General features: G+C 48.4%; 12 protein-coding genes, 1 tRNA gene and 3 pseudogenes. 8 read left to right on the top strand and 8 right to left on the bottom strand.

Annotated features, from left to right (window positions below):
* Positions 1–144: 144 nt before the first annotated feature.
* Complete coding sequence (tsaD, locus tag AFL22_RS11325; protein WP_052271462.1) at positions 145–1,158, bottom strand: tRNA (adenosine(37)-N6)-threonylcarbamoyltransferase complex transferase subunit TsaD; 1,014 nt, start codon at positions 1,156–1,158, stop codon at positions 145–147.
* Between the two features lie 278 nt (positions 1,159–1,436).
* Between tsaD and rpsU the strand changes: the two genes are divergently transcribed.
* The 3 genes from rpsU to rpoD all read left to right on the top strand — a co-directional run bounded on the left by rpsU (position 1,437) and on the right by rpoD (position 5,800).
* A complete protein-coding gene (rpsU, locus tag AFL22_RS11320) occupies positions 1,437–1,652 on the top strand; it encodes a 30S ribosomal protein S21 (RefSeq protein WP_001144069.1) in 216 nt (71 codons plus the stop codon).
* Between the two features lie 118 nt (positions 1,653–1,770).
* A complete protein-coding gene (gene dnaG, locus AFL22_RS11315) occupies positions 1,771–3,516 on the top strand; it encodes a DNA primase (protein ID WP_052271461.1) in 1,746 nt (581 codons plus the stop codon).
* A gap of 442 nt (positions 3,517–3,958) precedes the next feature.
* Positions 3,959–5,800: an RNA polymerase sigma factor RpoD gene (rpoD, locus tag AFL22_RS11310; RefSeq protein ID WP_010678531.1), complete on the top strand. Its 1,842-nt coding sequence runs from the start codon at positions 3,959–3,961 to the stop codon at positions 5,798–5,800.
* A gap of 74 nt (positions 5,801–5,874) precedes the next feature.
* Here the strand turns inward: rpoD and mug are convergent, their stop codons facing one another.
* The gene (gene mug, locus AFL22_RS11305; protein ID WP_052271460.1) at positions 5,875–6,393 is read right to left on the bottom strand and encodes a G/U mismatch-specific DNA glycosylase; all 519 of its coding nucleotides are present in this window, start codon (positions 6,391–6,393) and stop codon (positions 5,875–5,877) included.
* Complete coding sequence (locus AFL22_RS11300; protein ID WP_052271459.1) at positions 6,390–6,974, bottom strand: TetR/AcrR family transcriptional regulator; 585 nt, start codon at positions 6,972–6,974, stop codon at positions 6,390–6,392. Before AFL22_RS11300 ends, mug begins: the two co-directional genes overlap by 4 nt.
* Positions 6,975–7,112: 138 nt before the next feature.
* On the opposite strand from AFL22_RS11300, the gene AFL22_RS11295 reads away from it, so the two are divergent.
* From AFL22_RS11295 to AFL22_RS11285, 3 genes are all read left to right on the top strand, one after another.
* Positions 7,113–7,904 carry an SDR family oxidoreductase gene (locus tag AFL22_RS11295; protein WP_052271458.1) on the top strand — a complete coding sequence of 264 codons (792 nt, stop codon included), beginning with the start codon at positions 7,113–7,115 and terminating at the stop codon, positions 7,902–7,904.
* A gap of 202 nt (positions 7,905–8,106) precedes the next feature.
* A tRNA-Ile gene (locus tag AFL22_RS11290) sits at positions 8,107–8,182 on the top strand.
* Between the two features lie 368 nt (positions 8,183–8,550).
* Positions 8,551–9,273, top strand: a complete 723-nt coding sequence (locus tag AFL22_RS11285) for an HNH endonuclease signature motif containing protein (protein ID WP_052271457.1) — start codon at positions 8,551–8,553, stop codon at positions 9,271–9,273.
* A 139-nt stretch (positions 9,274–9,412) separates the two neighbouring features.
* Here the strand turns inward: AFL22_RS11285 and AFL22_RS23430 are convergent, their stop codons facing one another.
* The gene (locus AFL22_RS23430; RefSeq protein WP_072123913.1) at positions 9,413–9,631 is read right to left on the bottom strand and encodes an ogr/Delta-like zinc finger family protein; all 219 of its coding nucleotides are present in this window, start codon (positions 9,629–9,631) and stop codon (positions 9,413–9,415) included.
* Positions 9,632–9,696: 65 nt separating this feature from the next.
* Positions 9,697–10,129: pseudogene (locus AFL22_RS11280) on the bottom strand (phage late control D family protein); the annotation flags it as partial.
* Here AFL22_RS11280 and AFL22_RS23425 point away from each other — a divergent pair.
* Positions 10,124–10,480 (top strand): annotated as a pseudogene (locus AFL22_RS23425) (oxidoreductase); the annotation flags it as partial. The pseudogenes AFL22_RS11280 and AFL22_RS23425 sit on opposite strands and share 6 nt — an antisense overlap.
* Before the next feature lie 53 nt (positions 10,481–10,533).
* Positions 10,534–11,523: pseudogene (locus AFL22_RS11275) on the top strand (phage portal protein).
* 91 nt (positions 11,524–11,614) lie between these two features.
* Here the strand turns inward: AFL22_RS11275 and AFL22_RS11270 are convergent.
* The 3 genes from AFL22_RS11270 to AFL22_RS11260 all read right to left on the bottom strand — a co-directional run.
* Complete coding sequence (locus AFL22_RS11270) at positions 11,615–12,283, bottom strand: retron system putative HNH endonuclease (RefSeq protein WP_052271456.1); 669 nt, start codon at positions 12,281–12,283, stop codon at positions 11,615–11,617.
* Positions 12,284–12,292: 9 nt separating this feature from the next.
* Entirely contained in the window at positions 12,293–13,918 is a 1,626-nt protein-coding gene (locus AFL22_RS11265; RefSeq protein WP_052271455.1) for an AAA family ATPase, read from the bottom strand.
* Positions 13,915–14,936: retron St85 family RNA-directed DNA polymerase (locus AFL22_RS11260; RefSeq protein ID WP_347230944.1), on the bottom strand; the 1,022-nt coding region annotated here is incomplete at its 5' end. The genes AFL22_RS11265 and AFL22_RS11260, both read right to left, overlap by 4 nt.

The raw sequence follows: 14,936 nt of genomic DNA, 5'->3' as shown, positions 1-14,936 counted from the left end.
AAAAGCCGTCATCCCTGACCGCTCGGCCCGCGCCATCCATGGCGCGTGACGCTTTCCTCCTCTGACCCTGTTCCCTGCGCGTTGAGCTTATCCGTTACGGCCAGATTCCCCCAGATGCAGGCTTGTGAGCCGGCTTTTTTCACATCAGATGGCGGGCAGTTCCGACAGCGGCCAGCGCGGTCGCACGCTGACGCTTAACTCTCCCCGCGTTCCGCCTTTTAACCGCACCATGCCCGCATACGCGATCATCGCACCGTTATCGGTACAGAACTCCGGGCGGGCGTAGAACACTTCACCGCCGCGCTTTTGCATCATGATCGCCATCTGCTCGCGCAGTGTGCGGTTAGCGCTGACGCCACCGGCAATCACCAGACGCTTAAAGCCGGTCTGATCCAGCGCACGCTTACATTTGATCGACAGCGTATCCACCACCGCATCTTCAAAGGCGCGGGCGATGTCAGCACGGGTCTGAGCATCATCATCATTGGCGCGGATGGTATTAGCGGCAAAGGTTTTCAGGCCGGAGAAGCTGAAATCCAGGCCCGGACGATCGGTCATCGGACGCGGGAAGGTAAAACGTCCCGCCGTGCCCTGCTGCGCCATCTTCGACAGCATTGGCCCGCCCGGATAATCCAGCCCAAGCAGCTTGGCCGTTTTGTCGAACGCTTCACCCGCGGCATCATCGATCGATTCACCCAGCAGCGCGTATTCACCAATGCCGGTGACGCTAATCAGCTGCGTATGTCCGCCCGACACCAGGAGTGCGACAAACGGAAATGCCGGCGGATTCTCTTCCAGCATCGGCGCCAGCAGGTGGCCTTCCATATGGTGGACCGGCACGGCGGGGACTTTCCAGGCAAACGCCAGGGCGCGACCAATGGTGGCACCAACCAGCAGCGCACCGACCAGTCCAGGGCCTGCCGTGTAAGCCACCGCGTCGATCTGCTGCGGCTCCAGACCGGCCTCTTTCAGCGCAGCCTGAATCAACGGCACGGTTTTACGCACGTGATCACGTGAGGCCAGTTCCGGCACCACACCGCCATAATCGGCGTGCAGTTTTACCTGGCTGTAGAGTTGGTTAGCCAGTAATCCGGCCTCGTCATCATAGATTGCGATGCCGGTTTCATCGCACGACGTTTCAATACCCAGAATTCGCATTGCATCACCTCATTCTTGCGGCGCGCAGTTTATCACAGCAATTGGATGTGCAGCGCGGGCATCCACCGTAAAAAGTCATTTTCTGTCGGCTAAAGAGTGCGCTATACTCCCGCCCCTGGAAAAACCGGCAGCCGCACAGGCAAACGCTCCTGTTGGTTTCAAATTATCCATGGTGCTTTACAAACCAACTTGAGTTGGAGTAAAATGCTGCACCATTTTGAAATGTGCTGGCGCCGCAGTCAGCAGCAAAAACCGAATTTTATCGAGGTGAGAGTTACATGCCGGTAATTAAAGTACGTGAAAACGAGCCATTTGACGTAGCACTGCGTCGCTTCAAGCGTTCATGCGAGAAAGCAGGCGTTCTGGCTGAAGTTCGTCGTCGTGAGTTCTATGAAAAACCGACTACCGAACGTAAGCGCGCTAAAGCGTCAGCAGTTAAGCGTCACGCCAAGAAACTGGCTCGCGAAAACGCACGCCGCACTCGTCTGTACTAAGTCGTTCCGGAGGTCCGCCTCCACCGCGTGATTCACGCAGACAGAGTCAAGTAAAAGGCCGTGCTTTCCGAAAGGAAGCGCGGCTTGTTGCCGTTTATGAGCTGAAAATCTGGGGCGTATGGCTGGACGAATTCCACGCGTATTTATCAACGATTTACTTGCCCGCACGGATATCGTGGATCTTATCGATGCCCGCGTTAAGCTGAAAAAGCAGGGTAAGAATTTCCATGCGTGCTGTCCTTTCCATAATGAAAAAACGCCCTCTTTCACTGTAAACGGCGAAAAGCAGTTCTATCACTGTTTCGGCTGTGGTGCACACGGCAACGCTATCGACTTTTTAATGAACTTTGATCGTCTGGAGTTTGTGGAAAGTATTGAAGAGTTAGCCACTTCCCACGGTTTAGACGTGCCTTACGAAGCAGGCAGCGGGCCCAGCCAGATGGAACGCCATCAGCGCCAGAGCCTGTATCAGCTGATGGAGAACCTGAACGGTTTTTATCAGCAGGGTCTGCAGCAATCCAGTGCGCAGCCAGCACGCGACTATCTTGATCGTCGTGGTCTGAGCGCCGAAATCATCAATCACTTCGCCATAGGTTACGCGCCAGCCGGCTGGGATAACGTTCTCAAGCGTTTTGGTAAGCAATCGGAAGATCGCGAGTCATTGATGGAAGCGGGCATGCTGGTCAGCAATGACAAAGGCCGTACTTATGACCGGTTTCGCGACCGCGTCATGTTTCCGATCCGCGATAAGCGTGGACGCGTCATAGGTTTTGGCGGACGCGTGCTGGGTAACGATACGCCGAAGTATCTGAACTCGCCGGAAACACCTATTTTCCATAAAGGCCGCCAGCTCTATGGCCTCTATGAAGCCGTTAAGAACCATCCTGAACCCGCCCGCCTGTTAGTGGTTGAGGGATACATGGACGTGGTTGCGCTGGCGCAGTACGGGATAGATTATGCCGTCGCGTCATTAGGCACCTCCACCACTGCTGAACACATTCAGTTGCTGTTTCGCAGTACCGACACCGTGATCTGCTGTTACGACGGCGACAGGGCTGGTCGTGAAGCGGCCTGGCGTGCGCTTGAAACCGCATTGCCTTACATGAATGATGGTCGTCAGCTACGCTTTATGTTTTTACCCGATGGTGAAGACCCGGATACGCTGGTACGCAAAGAGGGTAAAGACGCCTTCGAAGCGAGGATGGAGCAGGCGATGCCGCTCTCTTCGTTTTTATTTGATAGCCTGCTGCCGCAGGTGGATCTGAGCTCACGCGACGGAAAGGCGCGCCTGAGCACGCTGGCTTTACCGCTGATTACGCAGATCCCTGGTGAGACCTTACGTATTTATATGCGTCAGGAACTGGGGAATAAACTGGGTATTCTTGACGACAATCAGCTTGAAAAGCTGATGCCGAAGCTGGCCGCAAACGGAACGACGCCGGTAGCGCCACCGCTGAAGCGTACCACTATGCGCGTGCTGATCGCGTTGCTGATTCAGAGTCCGCAGCTGGCCACCCTGGTGCCTTCGCTTGATGGGTTGTCTGAGTCAAAAATGCCGGGTTTACCGCTATTTATTGAATTAGTGGGCCGTTGTAATGAGAATCCTGGATTGACCACCGGTCAGCTACTAGAGTTATATCGCGGAACAAATTTTAGTCAGACGCTTGAAACACTGGCGATCTGGAACCACATGATAGTAGATGAGGAAGCCGAAGCGGTGTTTCAGGACTCGCTGGCCAGCATCTACGACTCTGCTCTTGAAGAGCGCCTGGAGTTTTTGATTGCGCGTGAACGCACCCAGGGACTGAGCGCCGATGAGCGCCGGGAACTCTGGACTCTCAGTCAGGCGTTTGCCAGAAAGTAACTGTTTTCAGCACGCTGCCCGTTCTGACAGATGAAAGGGCAGATTGCCTGTTTTAGTGCCGCTGACACCCGTTTCGCTACCGTGAACAGTCCGGGACCGAAATAGTCCGCAGTACCAGGTTTAAAGGCCTCTGGCGTAGAGCCGGGTCCTTAGCACACATTTTAAAGGCCGCAGGCGTCGAAGCCAGTCTGGTCACCGCCAGCGCACAGCTTCCGGAGCGTACTGAAGTACGTGAGGAAAGCGAGCACTGCCGGGGAGCAGAATGGCGAGTAAGCCAGGCCATTAGCACAGAGTTTATACAAGCGGCTTAAGTGCCGATTACTGATGGGCAAAGCCCACGCCGCGACGAAGGCAGCGGCAAGAATTAAATGCCTTTACTGCTATTGTTGGCTCGCTGCCGACCGACACCAATCTAATTTAACAGAAGTGTGGATACCGTCTTATGGAGCAAAACCCGCAGTCACAGCTCAAGCTTCTTGTCACCCGTGGTAAGGAGCAAGGCTATCTGACCTATGCTGAGGTCAATGACCATCTGCCGGAAGATATCGTCGACTCAGATCAGATCGAAGACATCATCCAGATGATTAACGACATGGGTATTCAGGTGGTTGAAGAAGCCCCGGATGCCGACGATCTGATGCTGAACGAAAACAGCTCCGATACTGACGAAGATGCCGCGGAAGCTGCCGCTCAGGTGTTATCCAGCGTTGAATCTGAAATCGGGCGTACCACTGACCCGGTCCGCATGTATATGCGTGAAATGGGTACCGTTGAACTGCTGACGCGCGAAGGCGAAATTGACATCGCTAAGCGTATTGAAGACGGTATCAACCAGGTTCAGTGTTCTGTAGCCGAATACCCTGAAGCGATTACGTATCTTCTGGATCAGTACGACAAAGTTGAAGCAGGCGAATCACGCCTCTCCGATCTGATCACCGGTTTCGTCGATCCTAACGCAGAAGAAGATATCGCCCCAACGGCAACGCACGTGGGCTCTGAACTTTCTGATGCCGATCGTAAGGACGATGAAGAAGAAGATGAGGAGGATGATGACAGCTCCGACGACGATAACTCAATCGATCCGGAACTGGCACGCGAGAAGTTTTCTGACCTGCGTAAGCAATATGAAACTACCCGCGCAGTGATTAAAAGCAAAGGTCGCAGTCATGCTGCCGCCGTTGCTGAAATCCAGAACCTCTCTGATGTCTTCAAGCAGTTCCGCCTGGTACCGAAGCAGTTCGATTACCTGGTAGGCAGCATGCGCACCATGATGGAACGCGTCCGTACGCAGGAACGTCTGATCATGAAGCTCTGTATTGAGCTGTGCAAAATGCCGAAGAAAAACTTCATAACGCTGTTTACCGGCAACGAAACCAATGAAACCTGGTTCAAAGCCGCACTGGCCATGAACAAGCCGTGGTCTGAAAAGCTGCTGGAAGTGCAGGATGACGTGACACGTTCCCTGCAGAAACTGGCGCAGGTTGAAGAAGAGACCGGTCTGACCATTGAACAGGTCAAAGACATTAACCGTCGCATGTCGATCGGTGAAGCCAAAGCACGTCGCGCCAAGAAAGAGATGGTGGAAGCTAACCTGCGTCTGGTTATTTCGATTGCCAAGAAATATACCAACCGCGGTCTGCAGTTCCTTGACCTGATTCAGGAAGGTAATATCGGCCTGATGAAAGCGGTAGATAAGTTTGAATATCGCCGTGGTTACAAGTTCTCAACCTATGCGACATGGTGGATCCGTCAGGCTATCACCCGCTCTATTGCTGACCAGGCGCGTACCATCCGTATTCCGGTGCATATGATTGAGACCATCAACAAGCTCAACCGTATTTCACGCCAGATGCTGCAGGAGATGGGCCGCGAACCCACGCCGGAAGAGCTGGCTGAACGTATGCTGATGCCAGAAGATAAAATTCGCAAAGTGCTGAAAATCGCTAAAGAGCCGATCTCCATGGAGACGCCGATTGGTGATGATGAAGATTCACATCTGGGCGATTTTATCGAAGACACCACGCTTGAGCTGCCGCTGGATTCTGCTACCTCAGAGAGCCTGCGTTCTGCGACCCATGACGTGCTGGCTGGCCTGACCGCCCGCGAAGCGAAAGTGCTGCGCATGCGTTTCGGTATCGATATGAACACTGACCATACGCTGGAAGAAGTGGGCAAACAGTTCGACGTTACGCGTGAGCGTATTCGTCAGATTGAAGCCAAAGCTCTGCGTAAACTGCGCCATCCGAGCCGTTCGGAAGTGCTGCGCAGCTTCCTCGACGATTAAGTCAGACAAAAACCCCGGTTCACCGGGGTTTTTTATGCCTGCCTGTTACTGCCTCTCCCCTGCCCTGCGCAGATTCATTCGCTCCCCGCATGCAGTTCCACATAGAGCTGACGATAAGCCTGGACCATCTCGTCCAGAGATGCGCGATTAAGGCCGCTGGGATTCGGCAACACCCATACCTGCGTTTTCCCCATACATATCGGCTGTTTGCCCCATTCGACTTTGTTCTGCTTAAAAGCACGACGAAACGCATCCTTACCCAGAATCGCCAGCGCAGCCGGCTGGTAATCCAGTACCTTTTCCATCAGCCGTTTGCCGCCATCGCGCAGCTCATCAGGCGCTAACTCACTCGCCTGCACTGTGGGCCGCTCAACCAGCATGGTGATGCCGCAGCCGGTCTCCGTTAAGCGCTGCTCCTCTTCCGGCTTCAGCTGCTGCTGGGTGAATCCGGCCAGATGGATCACTTTCCAGAACCGGTTGCCGGGATGCGCAAAGTGAAACCCCTGATGGGCGGTTGACTGACCCGGGTTAATGCCACAGAACAGCACATCAAGATCGGAGGTGATGATGTCGCGGATCGCGTGTTCACTCATGCCGCCACCTCCAGCGTGCGCTGCTTCAGCGCATCGCGGCTGCGTTGCAGCATCTGGCTGGCCTGCTCAGCATCCGGACAGGCTCGCGCCAGCGCCAGCGCACCAACCATCTCTGCGAGCATGCTGGAGGCCAGCGCTTCCGCATCGGGCAACTCCAACTCACGTAATATCTGCGCCAGACCGGCATGCATCGCATTAAAGCCCTGTGCGAAGATCTGCCGTGTCGGCTGTGGAAGATGAGCCACTTCACTCACCAGAGCGGCTAATGGACAGCCCTGTGCCGGCGCATTGCGATGCGCCTCGGAAAGATAGCTATCAATAAAATCTGCCAGCTGCTGCGCTGGCTGGGTCACGGACTCCGCAGGCTTGAAGGTATCGGCTTCAGCAAACATATGCTTCAGCACCTCCTCAACCAGCTCCTCGCGTGAGGTAAAATGCGCATAAAAACCGCCGTGTGTCAGACCGACCCGCTTCATCAGCGCCGCTACACCAATTCCTTCGGTGCCGGTTTCACGCATCACGCGCGCCGCCTCATCAAGGATACGCCGCCGCGTATGCGCTTTGCTGCTCTGCTTCTCCATCTCATCTCCTGCGGTGTCTGCTACGTAGCGTCTGGCTATTATAGTAATTATTACGGTCATCATATTCCAGCTTGACGACAGATATGATGATCGTCATATTGATGGCTATTATGACGACCATCATACGAGGAAAAAGAGATGTCACAATCAGGCACAGCTTTAATCACCGGCGCATCCAGCGGTATCGGTGCGACCTATGCAAAACGACTGGCAGCACGCGGTTATGATTTGATTCTGGTCGCACGCGATCAGGGGCGGCTCACCACCCTGGCTGACGCACTGGCAAAGCAGCACGATATTCGGGTGACGGTTATGGCGGCTGACTTAACGCACGAGCAGGATCTGCAACGCGTGGAGTCGGAACTCGCGAACAACGCACAGATTACGCTGCTGCTGAACAACGCGGGCATGGGCGTTGAGGGTGAGTTTCTGGAGGCGGACATCACACGCATTAACAGCATGCTGGCGTTAAATATTCTGGCCCCCACCCGTCTGGCACAGACGGCTGGCCGGGCTTTCAAAGCGCGCGGTAATGGCATCATTATCAATATCGCGTCTGTGCTGTCGCTGGTGCACGAGATGTTCAACGGCGCTTATAACGCCACTAAGTCTTACGTACTGACCCTGACGCGTGCAATGCAGCGTGAACTCGCAGAGAGCGGCGTGCAGGTACAGGCGGTGTTGCCCGGTGCGACCCGTACGGAGATTTTCGACCGCGCAGGCCAGTCTATTAATGACATCCCGGCTGAAATGCTGATGGACGTTGATGAGATGGTGGACGCCGCGCTTGCCGGTCTCGACAGCAAGGAGACGGTAACCATTCCGGCGCTGGAAGATCTGCAGATGTGGCACGACTACGATCAGGCACGTGGCACGATGGTTCCTCATCTTTCGCGGAATCAATCAGCATCCCGTTATCGGCAGCGCTGAGTCAGCTATCAGCCATAATGACTGAAGTCCGGTTTCACTAAAGGCGCGGAGAAGCATTATCCGTGCCTGTTTGCGACTTCGGGATCGCGGTTCGCCAGATTTGTTATAGAAATCAGCAGGTAAATCACTGCTGCTTATTTCAGCAACCGGTGGCTGAGTGCTGGATTGCCCTGAAGAGATACTTTATAATCCCCGCTCCGCTGGCCCCTTAGCTCAGTGGTTAGAGCAGGCGACTCATAATCGCTTGGTCGCTGGTTCAAGCCCAGCAGGGGCCACCAAATTTTTAAATTAAATCATGAAGTTAAGCCGCAAACCCTGCGGCTTTTTTATCAGCTGAAAATTGTTTTGGCAGCAAAATGGCAGCATGCTTTTCCGCATATTTTTATACATCCATCGCTTGTTGTATAAGCGAGTTAATAGAATATGCATTAAGGAATGGATTTGGTTAGTTTAGAAGTCAAAAATTTTGATTATGAACCGGATTGAAATGCCCGCTACAGAGACTATGGAATAAGTGAAATGGAGCTATACCAATTCATATATCATCTTTTAAAAAGCTATGAATTATATATCTAATTTACTAACTTTAACTGATATCGACTTGTGACAGATTTTAATTTCAAAAATATAAGAACTGGAGATAAAAATGCCATTTAAGCCAAAAATTGCCGAAATGATAGCTTATAGAGCTGCTTATATTTGCAGTAATCCAGAATGTAATACTTTGACCATTGGGCCAGCACTGAATGATACATCACTAAAAAATAAAAAAGGCGAAGCTGCACATATCTTTGGTGAAAAAACAGGCGCTGCCAGATTTAGTGCTAACCCTAGTATTGATATTGATAGTATAGAAAATGGGCTTTGGCTATGTGCAAACTGTCATACTCTAATAGATAAAAACAATGGAATTGACTACTCTGAGTCACAACTTTTCGAGTGGAAAAAAGAGCACGAAGAAACAATTTCAGTAATTCTAAGAACACATAAAAGCCCCATACCCCTCATATATCGGCAGTCTAAAAATCGAAAAATTGCTCAAAATATTGTTGAGCTTATGTGCACAAAGGGCGTTTATTTCCATAGCCACTGTGCTGAAAGAGAAGAATATGCTACTAAGTCAATAATTGAATTAAGAAAGGCCATCCAAAAAGAGATGCGAGATATTGACGCAGACAAACGCTTAAAAGGTATCATTCAAGGAATTCAGGATGCAAATAGAGAGTTCATGAATGAACTTTCTCAAGACCACAGTATGTTCCACACACATTTAGAAATATTGCGTATGAAAATTTATCGTCAACTTAAACGTCTAAGGGATGAGATTGGGTGTGATATTCCAGTGCCAATTTCCGCGTATGTTAATTGACCATCAAGCAAAATAAAAAAAGCCATTCTTATAGAGTGGCTATCTATTCTTTTTTATCACTCCTTCAAACAAATAATCACAAAAATAATTGAAATTAAAAAGGGGAATACATTGTGGAAGAATCAGCAAATAACAGCGTTTAAAGCCATAACGATTGTTGCCGGTTACCTCCCGAATATGGTGGTACTGGCTTAAAACTGCCCGGCCACATGATGATCTCTGACACGGTCTCATGAGATTTAAACGTGCAGCTGCAATTGATGTTCTGGCACTGGTTGTATCGTTCTTTAGTTATTGTTGATACCTGAAAACTGCTGCAGGTATGTGCAGCATTCACGCACAAAGGGCAATTCATCATAACGTCATCTCCAAAACCCAATTGAGATTAATATTATCCAATTTAACCAATTTGAGATAACACAAATCCATTTCAAGTGAATCTATTTTCACTTCAAGCTCAATACTTGTTGTATATCCGTTCTCGGCACTAAGCCCATGCGTCAGCGTCGTGATTATCCACTCCTCCGCATCAATTTGCTGCTTGAAGCCGCTGACCTTCACCGGCATTTCCGTGTAAAGCTCAGCGCGTCCTTTTACCAGCTGAATGGAAACGTCACTGCAAGGCGCTGCAGGCGTCCCCACTGCATTTTGGCAGCCCGCCTGCATTGCCCCGGTTCGCGTAAGTGCGGCTCAGTACCAGCACGTTTTCATCCGTGCCGATCAGGTAATCGCCCTGCTTCGCCTCCGGTTCCTTCTTCTTTGCCGTGGTTTTACGTCGCCTGCGCTTCACCTTCGCCACTGGTTTTTTTGCCGGTTCTCGGATATGCAGCAAGCTGGCTATCACGCCGGTGTAGGCATCGACTCCACCGGCGTCGGGCTTGGCGTGTATGAAAACGTCAAAGCGTTTTTCCCGCAGGTGAAGGAGTTTGTCTATAACCCGAACGTGAAAAACACCCCGGCGCTGAAGGCTTACGACACCATCGCCAGCGGGCGGCTGGCGTTTGACGCCAGCCACCTCGACATCGCGCAGTCATTCATGTCTATCCGCAAGGCCACAACGGCCAGCGGCAACCGTCCGACCTATGAAACCAGCCGCAGCGAGGAAGTCAGCCACGGCGATTTAGCCTGGGCGACCATGCACGCGCTGGCAAACGAGCCGCTGCAGGGACAGGCGGCACACACGCAGAACATTGTGGAGATTTACTGATGAGCAAACGCAGGAACCGCACCCGCACGCAGCCCGTGCCACAGCCGGATAACATGACCAGCGGGGCAGCGTCGGAGGCGTTTACCTTTGGTGACCCGATCCCGGTGCTGGACCGCCGCGAACTGCTGGACTACGTGGAGTGTGTTATCAATGATCACTGGTATGAACCGCCCGTAAGCGTCGACGGGCTGGCGCGCACGTTCCGCGCCGCCGTGCATCACAGCTCACCCATCAGCGTAAAGTGCAATATTCTGGCGAGTACCTTTATCCCTCACCGCCTGCTGAGTCAGCAGGCGTTCAGCCGCTTTGCGCTGGATTACCTGATTTTTGGCAATGCCTATCTTGAGAAGCGGACCAGCCGCCTCGGTAACGCGCTGAAGCTGGAGCCGTCGCTGGAGAAGTTCACCCGGCGCGGCCTTTACCTGGACACGTATTGGTATGCGCACTATGGCATTAACACGGAGCCGTATGAGTTTGCGAAGGGCTGCGTGTTTCACCTGATGGAACCGGACATCAATCAGGAGATTTACGGCCTGCCGGGCTACCTGTCTGCCATCCCGTCGGCGCTGCTGAACGAGTCGGCTACGCTGTTCCGCCGCAAGTATTACCTGAACAACAGCCATGCGGGCTTCATCATGTACATGACCGACCCGGCGCAGAGCCAGCAGGACGTGGACAACATCCGCAACGCCATGAAAAGCGCGAAGGGCCCTGGCAACTTCCGCAACCTGTTTATGTACAGTCCGAACCGAAAAAAGGACGGCATTCAGATCATCCCGCTGTCATAGGTGGCGGCGAAGGATGAATTTCTGAACATTAAGAATATGAGCCGCGACGACATGCTGGCCGTACATCGCGTACCGCCTCAGCTGATGGGGATTATGCCGAATAATGTTGGGGGGTTTGGGGATGTGGAGAAAGCAAGTTTAGTGTTTGTACGTAATGAGCTGATGCCTCTACAAAAGCGATTGCAGGAATTGAATAGCTGGTTAAATGAAGAAGTAATTCGCTTCGAGACATACAGATTGCAAACTGAAGAATAAAAAAATTGACATTGTTGTTAAGCTATAGCAGCCACTAACTGTGGCTGCTTTAAATGAATTTCATGTAACACCTAAAAATCACTCTTTATTTTCAAGCTAAAAAATCCTCAAAAACATGTTTGTGAGCGGTTATAAATTCGTGATTCTTAATGCTTTCGTAATATTCATCACGAACTAAATCACGAGCGTCTGAAACATCAGCTCCTTCCTCAATTAACTGCCTGGCAATGTTGGCATAAATTTTTATTGACTTAATGCCTCGATTGATTGCAGCATTACGCTCTGCACGCACACCACCTGCGTTAGGTTTTAAATTGAAGACTTTTAATGTCACTTGAGCAACATGAGACATTCTCGGACCTATGTTAGGTCTTATTTCGACATCACCATTATAAAAAAATCTAAAATAAAGCTCTGGATTCAACTCATCCATCTTTAACAAGTCCGACTCACTATAATCTTGCTTATCCTTGAAAAAACCACAACGTTGCTTTTCACCACACGATCCAAATAAATTTTCCCAAGCAAAAGTTAAGTGTGGGTGAATACCCTTCCTCAAAAAATGTTCAATGTGCTTATCGCCTTCCTTTTTAAAATCTATTCTTCTTTCACAATAAGCGCATAGGTTGCCTTGCATTTTTTTCAACTCAACCCATATAAGACGTTTATGAGCACTCGATAGAGTGTCCCAATCATCGTTTTGATGATTAAAATTTCTCAAAATAGCTGGGCCATCCACCGGCCTTACTAGAAATCTCATAAGTGAACCTCAACTCTGTGTTTTTTTGTTTTTCAATTTTTGTTTAAAATTAACTAGCGATATTAGTTCATCACACTCAAGAATCAGAGGATGCGTTTTACCGAAATGGCTATCTAACTTAGCTCTTAGAGAAGTGCCTTTTTCATCATTAAATTCGCCAAGCTCGATTAGTTTTTTATATTCATTTAACCACGCCACCTCTTTTAGATGGGGGGTTGGGTCTGTTTTCATGCCATACAAAAGGGCATCGTTATTAGTTAAGCCTTTAGTTTGATATCTAGGACTAACAATTTTTATCTCTTTCTCACCAAATTCGTTTAAAGATTCTTCAAGAATCCTAATGCATCTTTCAGGGACAGTTGAAATCACTTGAGGGCTATGCGTCGAAATGATGAATTGAAGATTGGGGAAAGTTGTCAACAACCTTTCAATAATTTGCTGTTGCCAATGTGGATGTAAATGAAGGTCTATTTCATCAATTAATACTATACCTCGCCCTTCGAATGGATTTTCTAACATTGGGTTTAGTAAGGATAGTCTTCTTGCTAAATCACCAACAAGTGTCAAGATAGTTTTCTCGCCTTGGGAAAGTTGTTGGGCATCGAGTTCTACATTGTCCTTAGTCAAAACAAGTTTGACATCACTTTCCCCATAGACCAAATTGATACTTTCAAACTCAGGTAAAAATTTAAGGATAGCATTAGTCACGCTTTTATAAAAGGCTGATGAATTTAACAGGTTATTATCATTGGCGTTAACCTTTTGAAGCATGATCCTTTTTTCTTCACGGCTGATCTCTAGATTAGAAATAACATTTTTATCTATACCGGTAATTGAAGATAATTGATTAAGCGTTCCAGTAATGCTTTCTATTTCCTTAATAAGCAAATCAGCACTACCGTATAAGTCAGAATTTTCATGTGCAGCTTTGTTACGGAGAAAAGTAAGCCAGCTCAAGAAATCTCCAAAATCATTTCTATCGAAAACTATATCTTCATAATCTTCAAATTTTGACCAAGAGTTTTTATTTTTAATGGGCTTTCTTTTGTTATCGACACCCCCCCCGACATTTGATCTCACTATGGAATAATAAGCCATTAAAGGAAGGCTTGAATTTTTCATAAGCGTATTAACATGCCGATACATAGTCGCAATTTCTTTTATTTCCTGTAGTTCATTCTTCCTTTTAAATGAAACGCCTTCTTTTGCATTAGTAATGAGCAGGTTGCAATTATACTGTTGAATCTTGAACGTTGAAGCAATAGATGCATAATGAGCATCTGGAGAATTATTAATTTCGAAATCTTTAATATAGGTTCCCGGCTTGTCTTTTTTTTGAATGTTTGACCTTAACCAGCTGAGCGAAATAGCAATTGCATCAAGTAACGTTGTTTTTCCGTATCCGTTATCTGCAACAAATACAGTTAAATCATCTTCTAAAGTAACAAACACTTCTCGTAATCTTTTAAAGTCACTAACTGATAATTTTTTTAGATATAAATTATCGTTATTGAGAGCTTCATTTAATACTCTCAATTGTTGAGAGTTTCTTATAATGTTAGCAGGTAAATTACCTTCAATCATTTCTAAGAAATCAGAAAAGATTATGTCTAGTCTTTTTTTTGATTCACTCACCTGGCCCCCTCCGCTAGAAACTTATTGATTAAATCATGTCCGTATTTTACCTTCATTCTGAGGATAAAATCAGGCTCGATATGAATGCAATATGACAGCAATCCTTTTGCATTAAGTACTTCTTCTTCCGTAAGCTCATTCAAGCTGTACCTAAATATCAATGATGATAGATGCCTTTTTTTCTTACGACCGATAGAAAGCTTCCCTTCATTTGTGATTGTCACTCCAGTGATATGCCGGTTATGTGCTTTAGATGAGAAGACTGTTTTCGACTCATTAACGGTCAACCCGGAAGCATGTTCTGCAAGCAGTGCTTTAACGATGCGTGGAATGACAAATAACATGCCTTTGCTTGATGTAGAAAAAGTAATATCATCAGCATATCTTGTGTAAACAACACCCATGCTAACGCAAAATTCATGCATTGCTTTATCAAATTCATACATAACGAAATTACTAATAAAAGGTGAGCTAGGCGCACCTACACTCAAAATATGAGTTTTGCTTCTTTTTTGCCCAGGCTTCCAGAATAAAAAATCGCGTAAAAGACTTTCATCTTTTCTTGTAATATTAAAGTCAAGTTTATTCAATTTCGCAAAAAATAATTCAGGCTTAACCTTATTAAAAAAATTTTGAAAATCCATCTTTAATAAATAGTCATTTCTCTTATGTCTATTTGCATTATCTTTAATACTGATATTGTTTTGATAAGCGGTTGCAGATGAATGAACTGGTAAAAAGTCTTTTAGGTAAGCAACCAATGTTCTTTGTATTTCTTTTATTTTCTTTGTGGGCTGTGCGATTACTCTAAACCCGGTAGTGCGCTTCGGGATGTAGTAAACGCGATACCTTTTTGGAGCTTTTGCTGCAATCACTGATAACTGAAGAGTGGTTACTTTGTGTTTTTCACATAATAATTTTTCTATTTGCATAGTGAATATCTCAAAAACTGCTCGCTGCAAGAATCTGCAGCGAGCATTGCCCTTTACTAAAGACAGCGAAAGACACGCACTTCGCC

This window comes from Pantoea sp. CFSAN033090, from assembly GCF_001264395.1.
Lineage (GTDB): Bacteria > Pseudomonadota > Gammaproteobacteria > Enterobacterales > Enterobacteriaceae > Pantoea > Pantoea agglomerans.
This window is presented reverse-complemented; position numbering and strand designations above follow the sequence as displayed.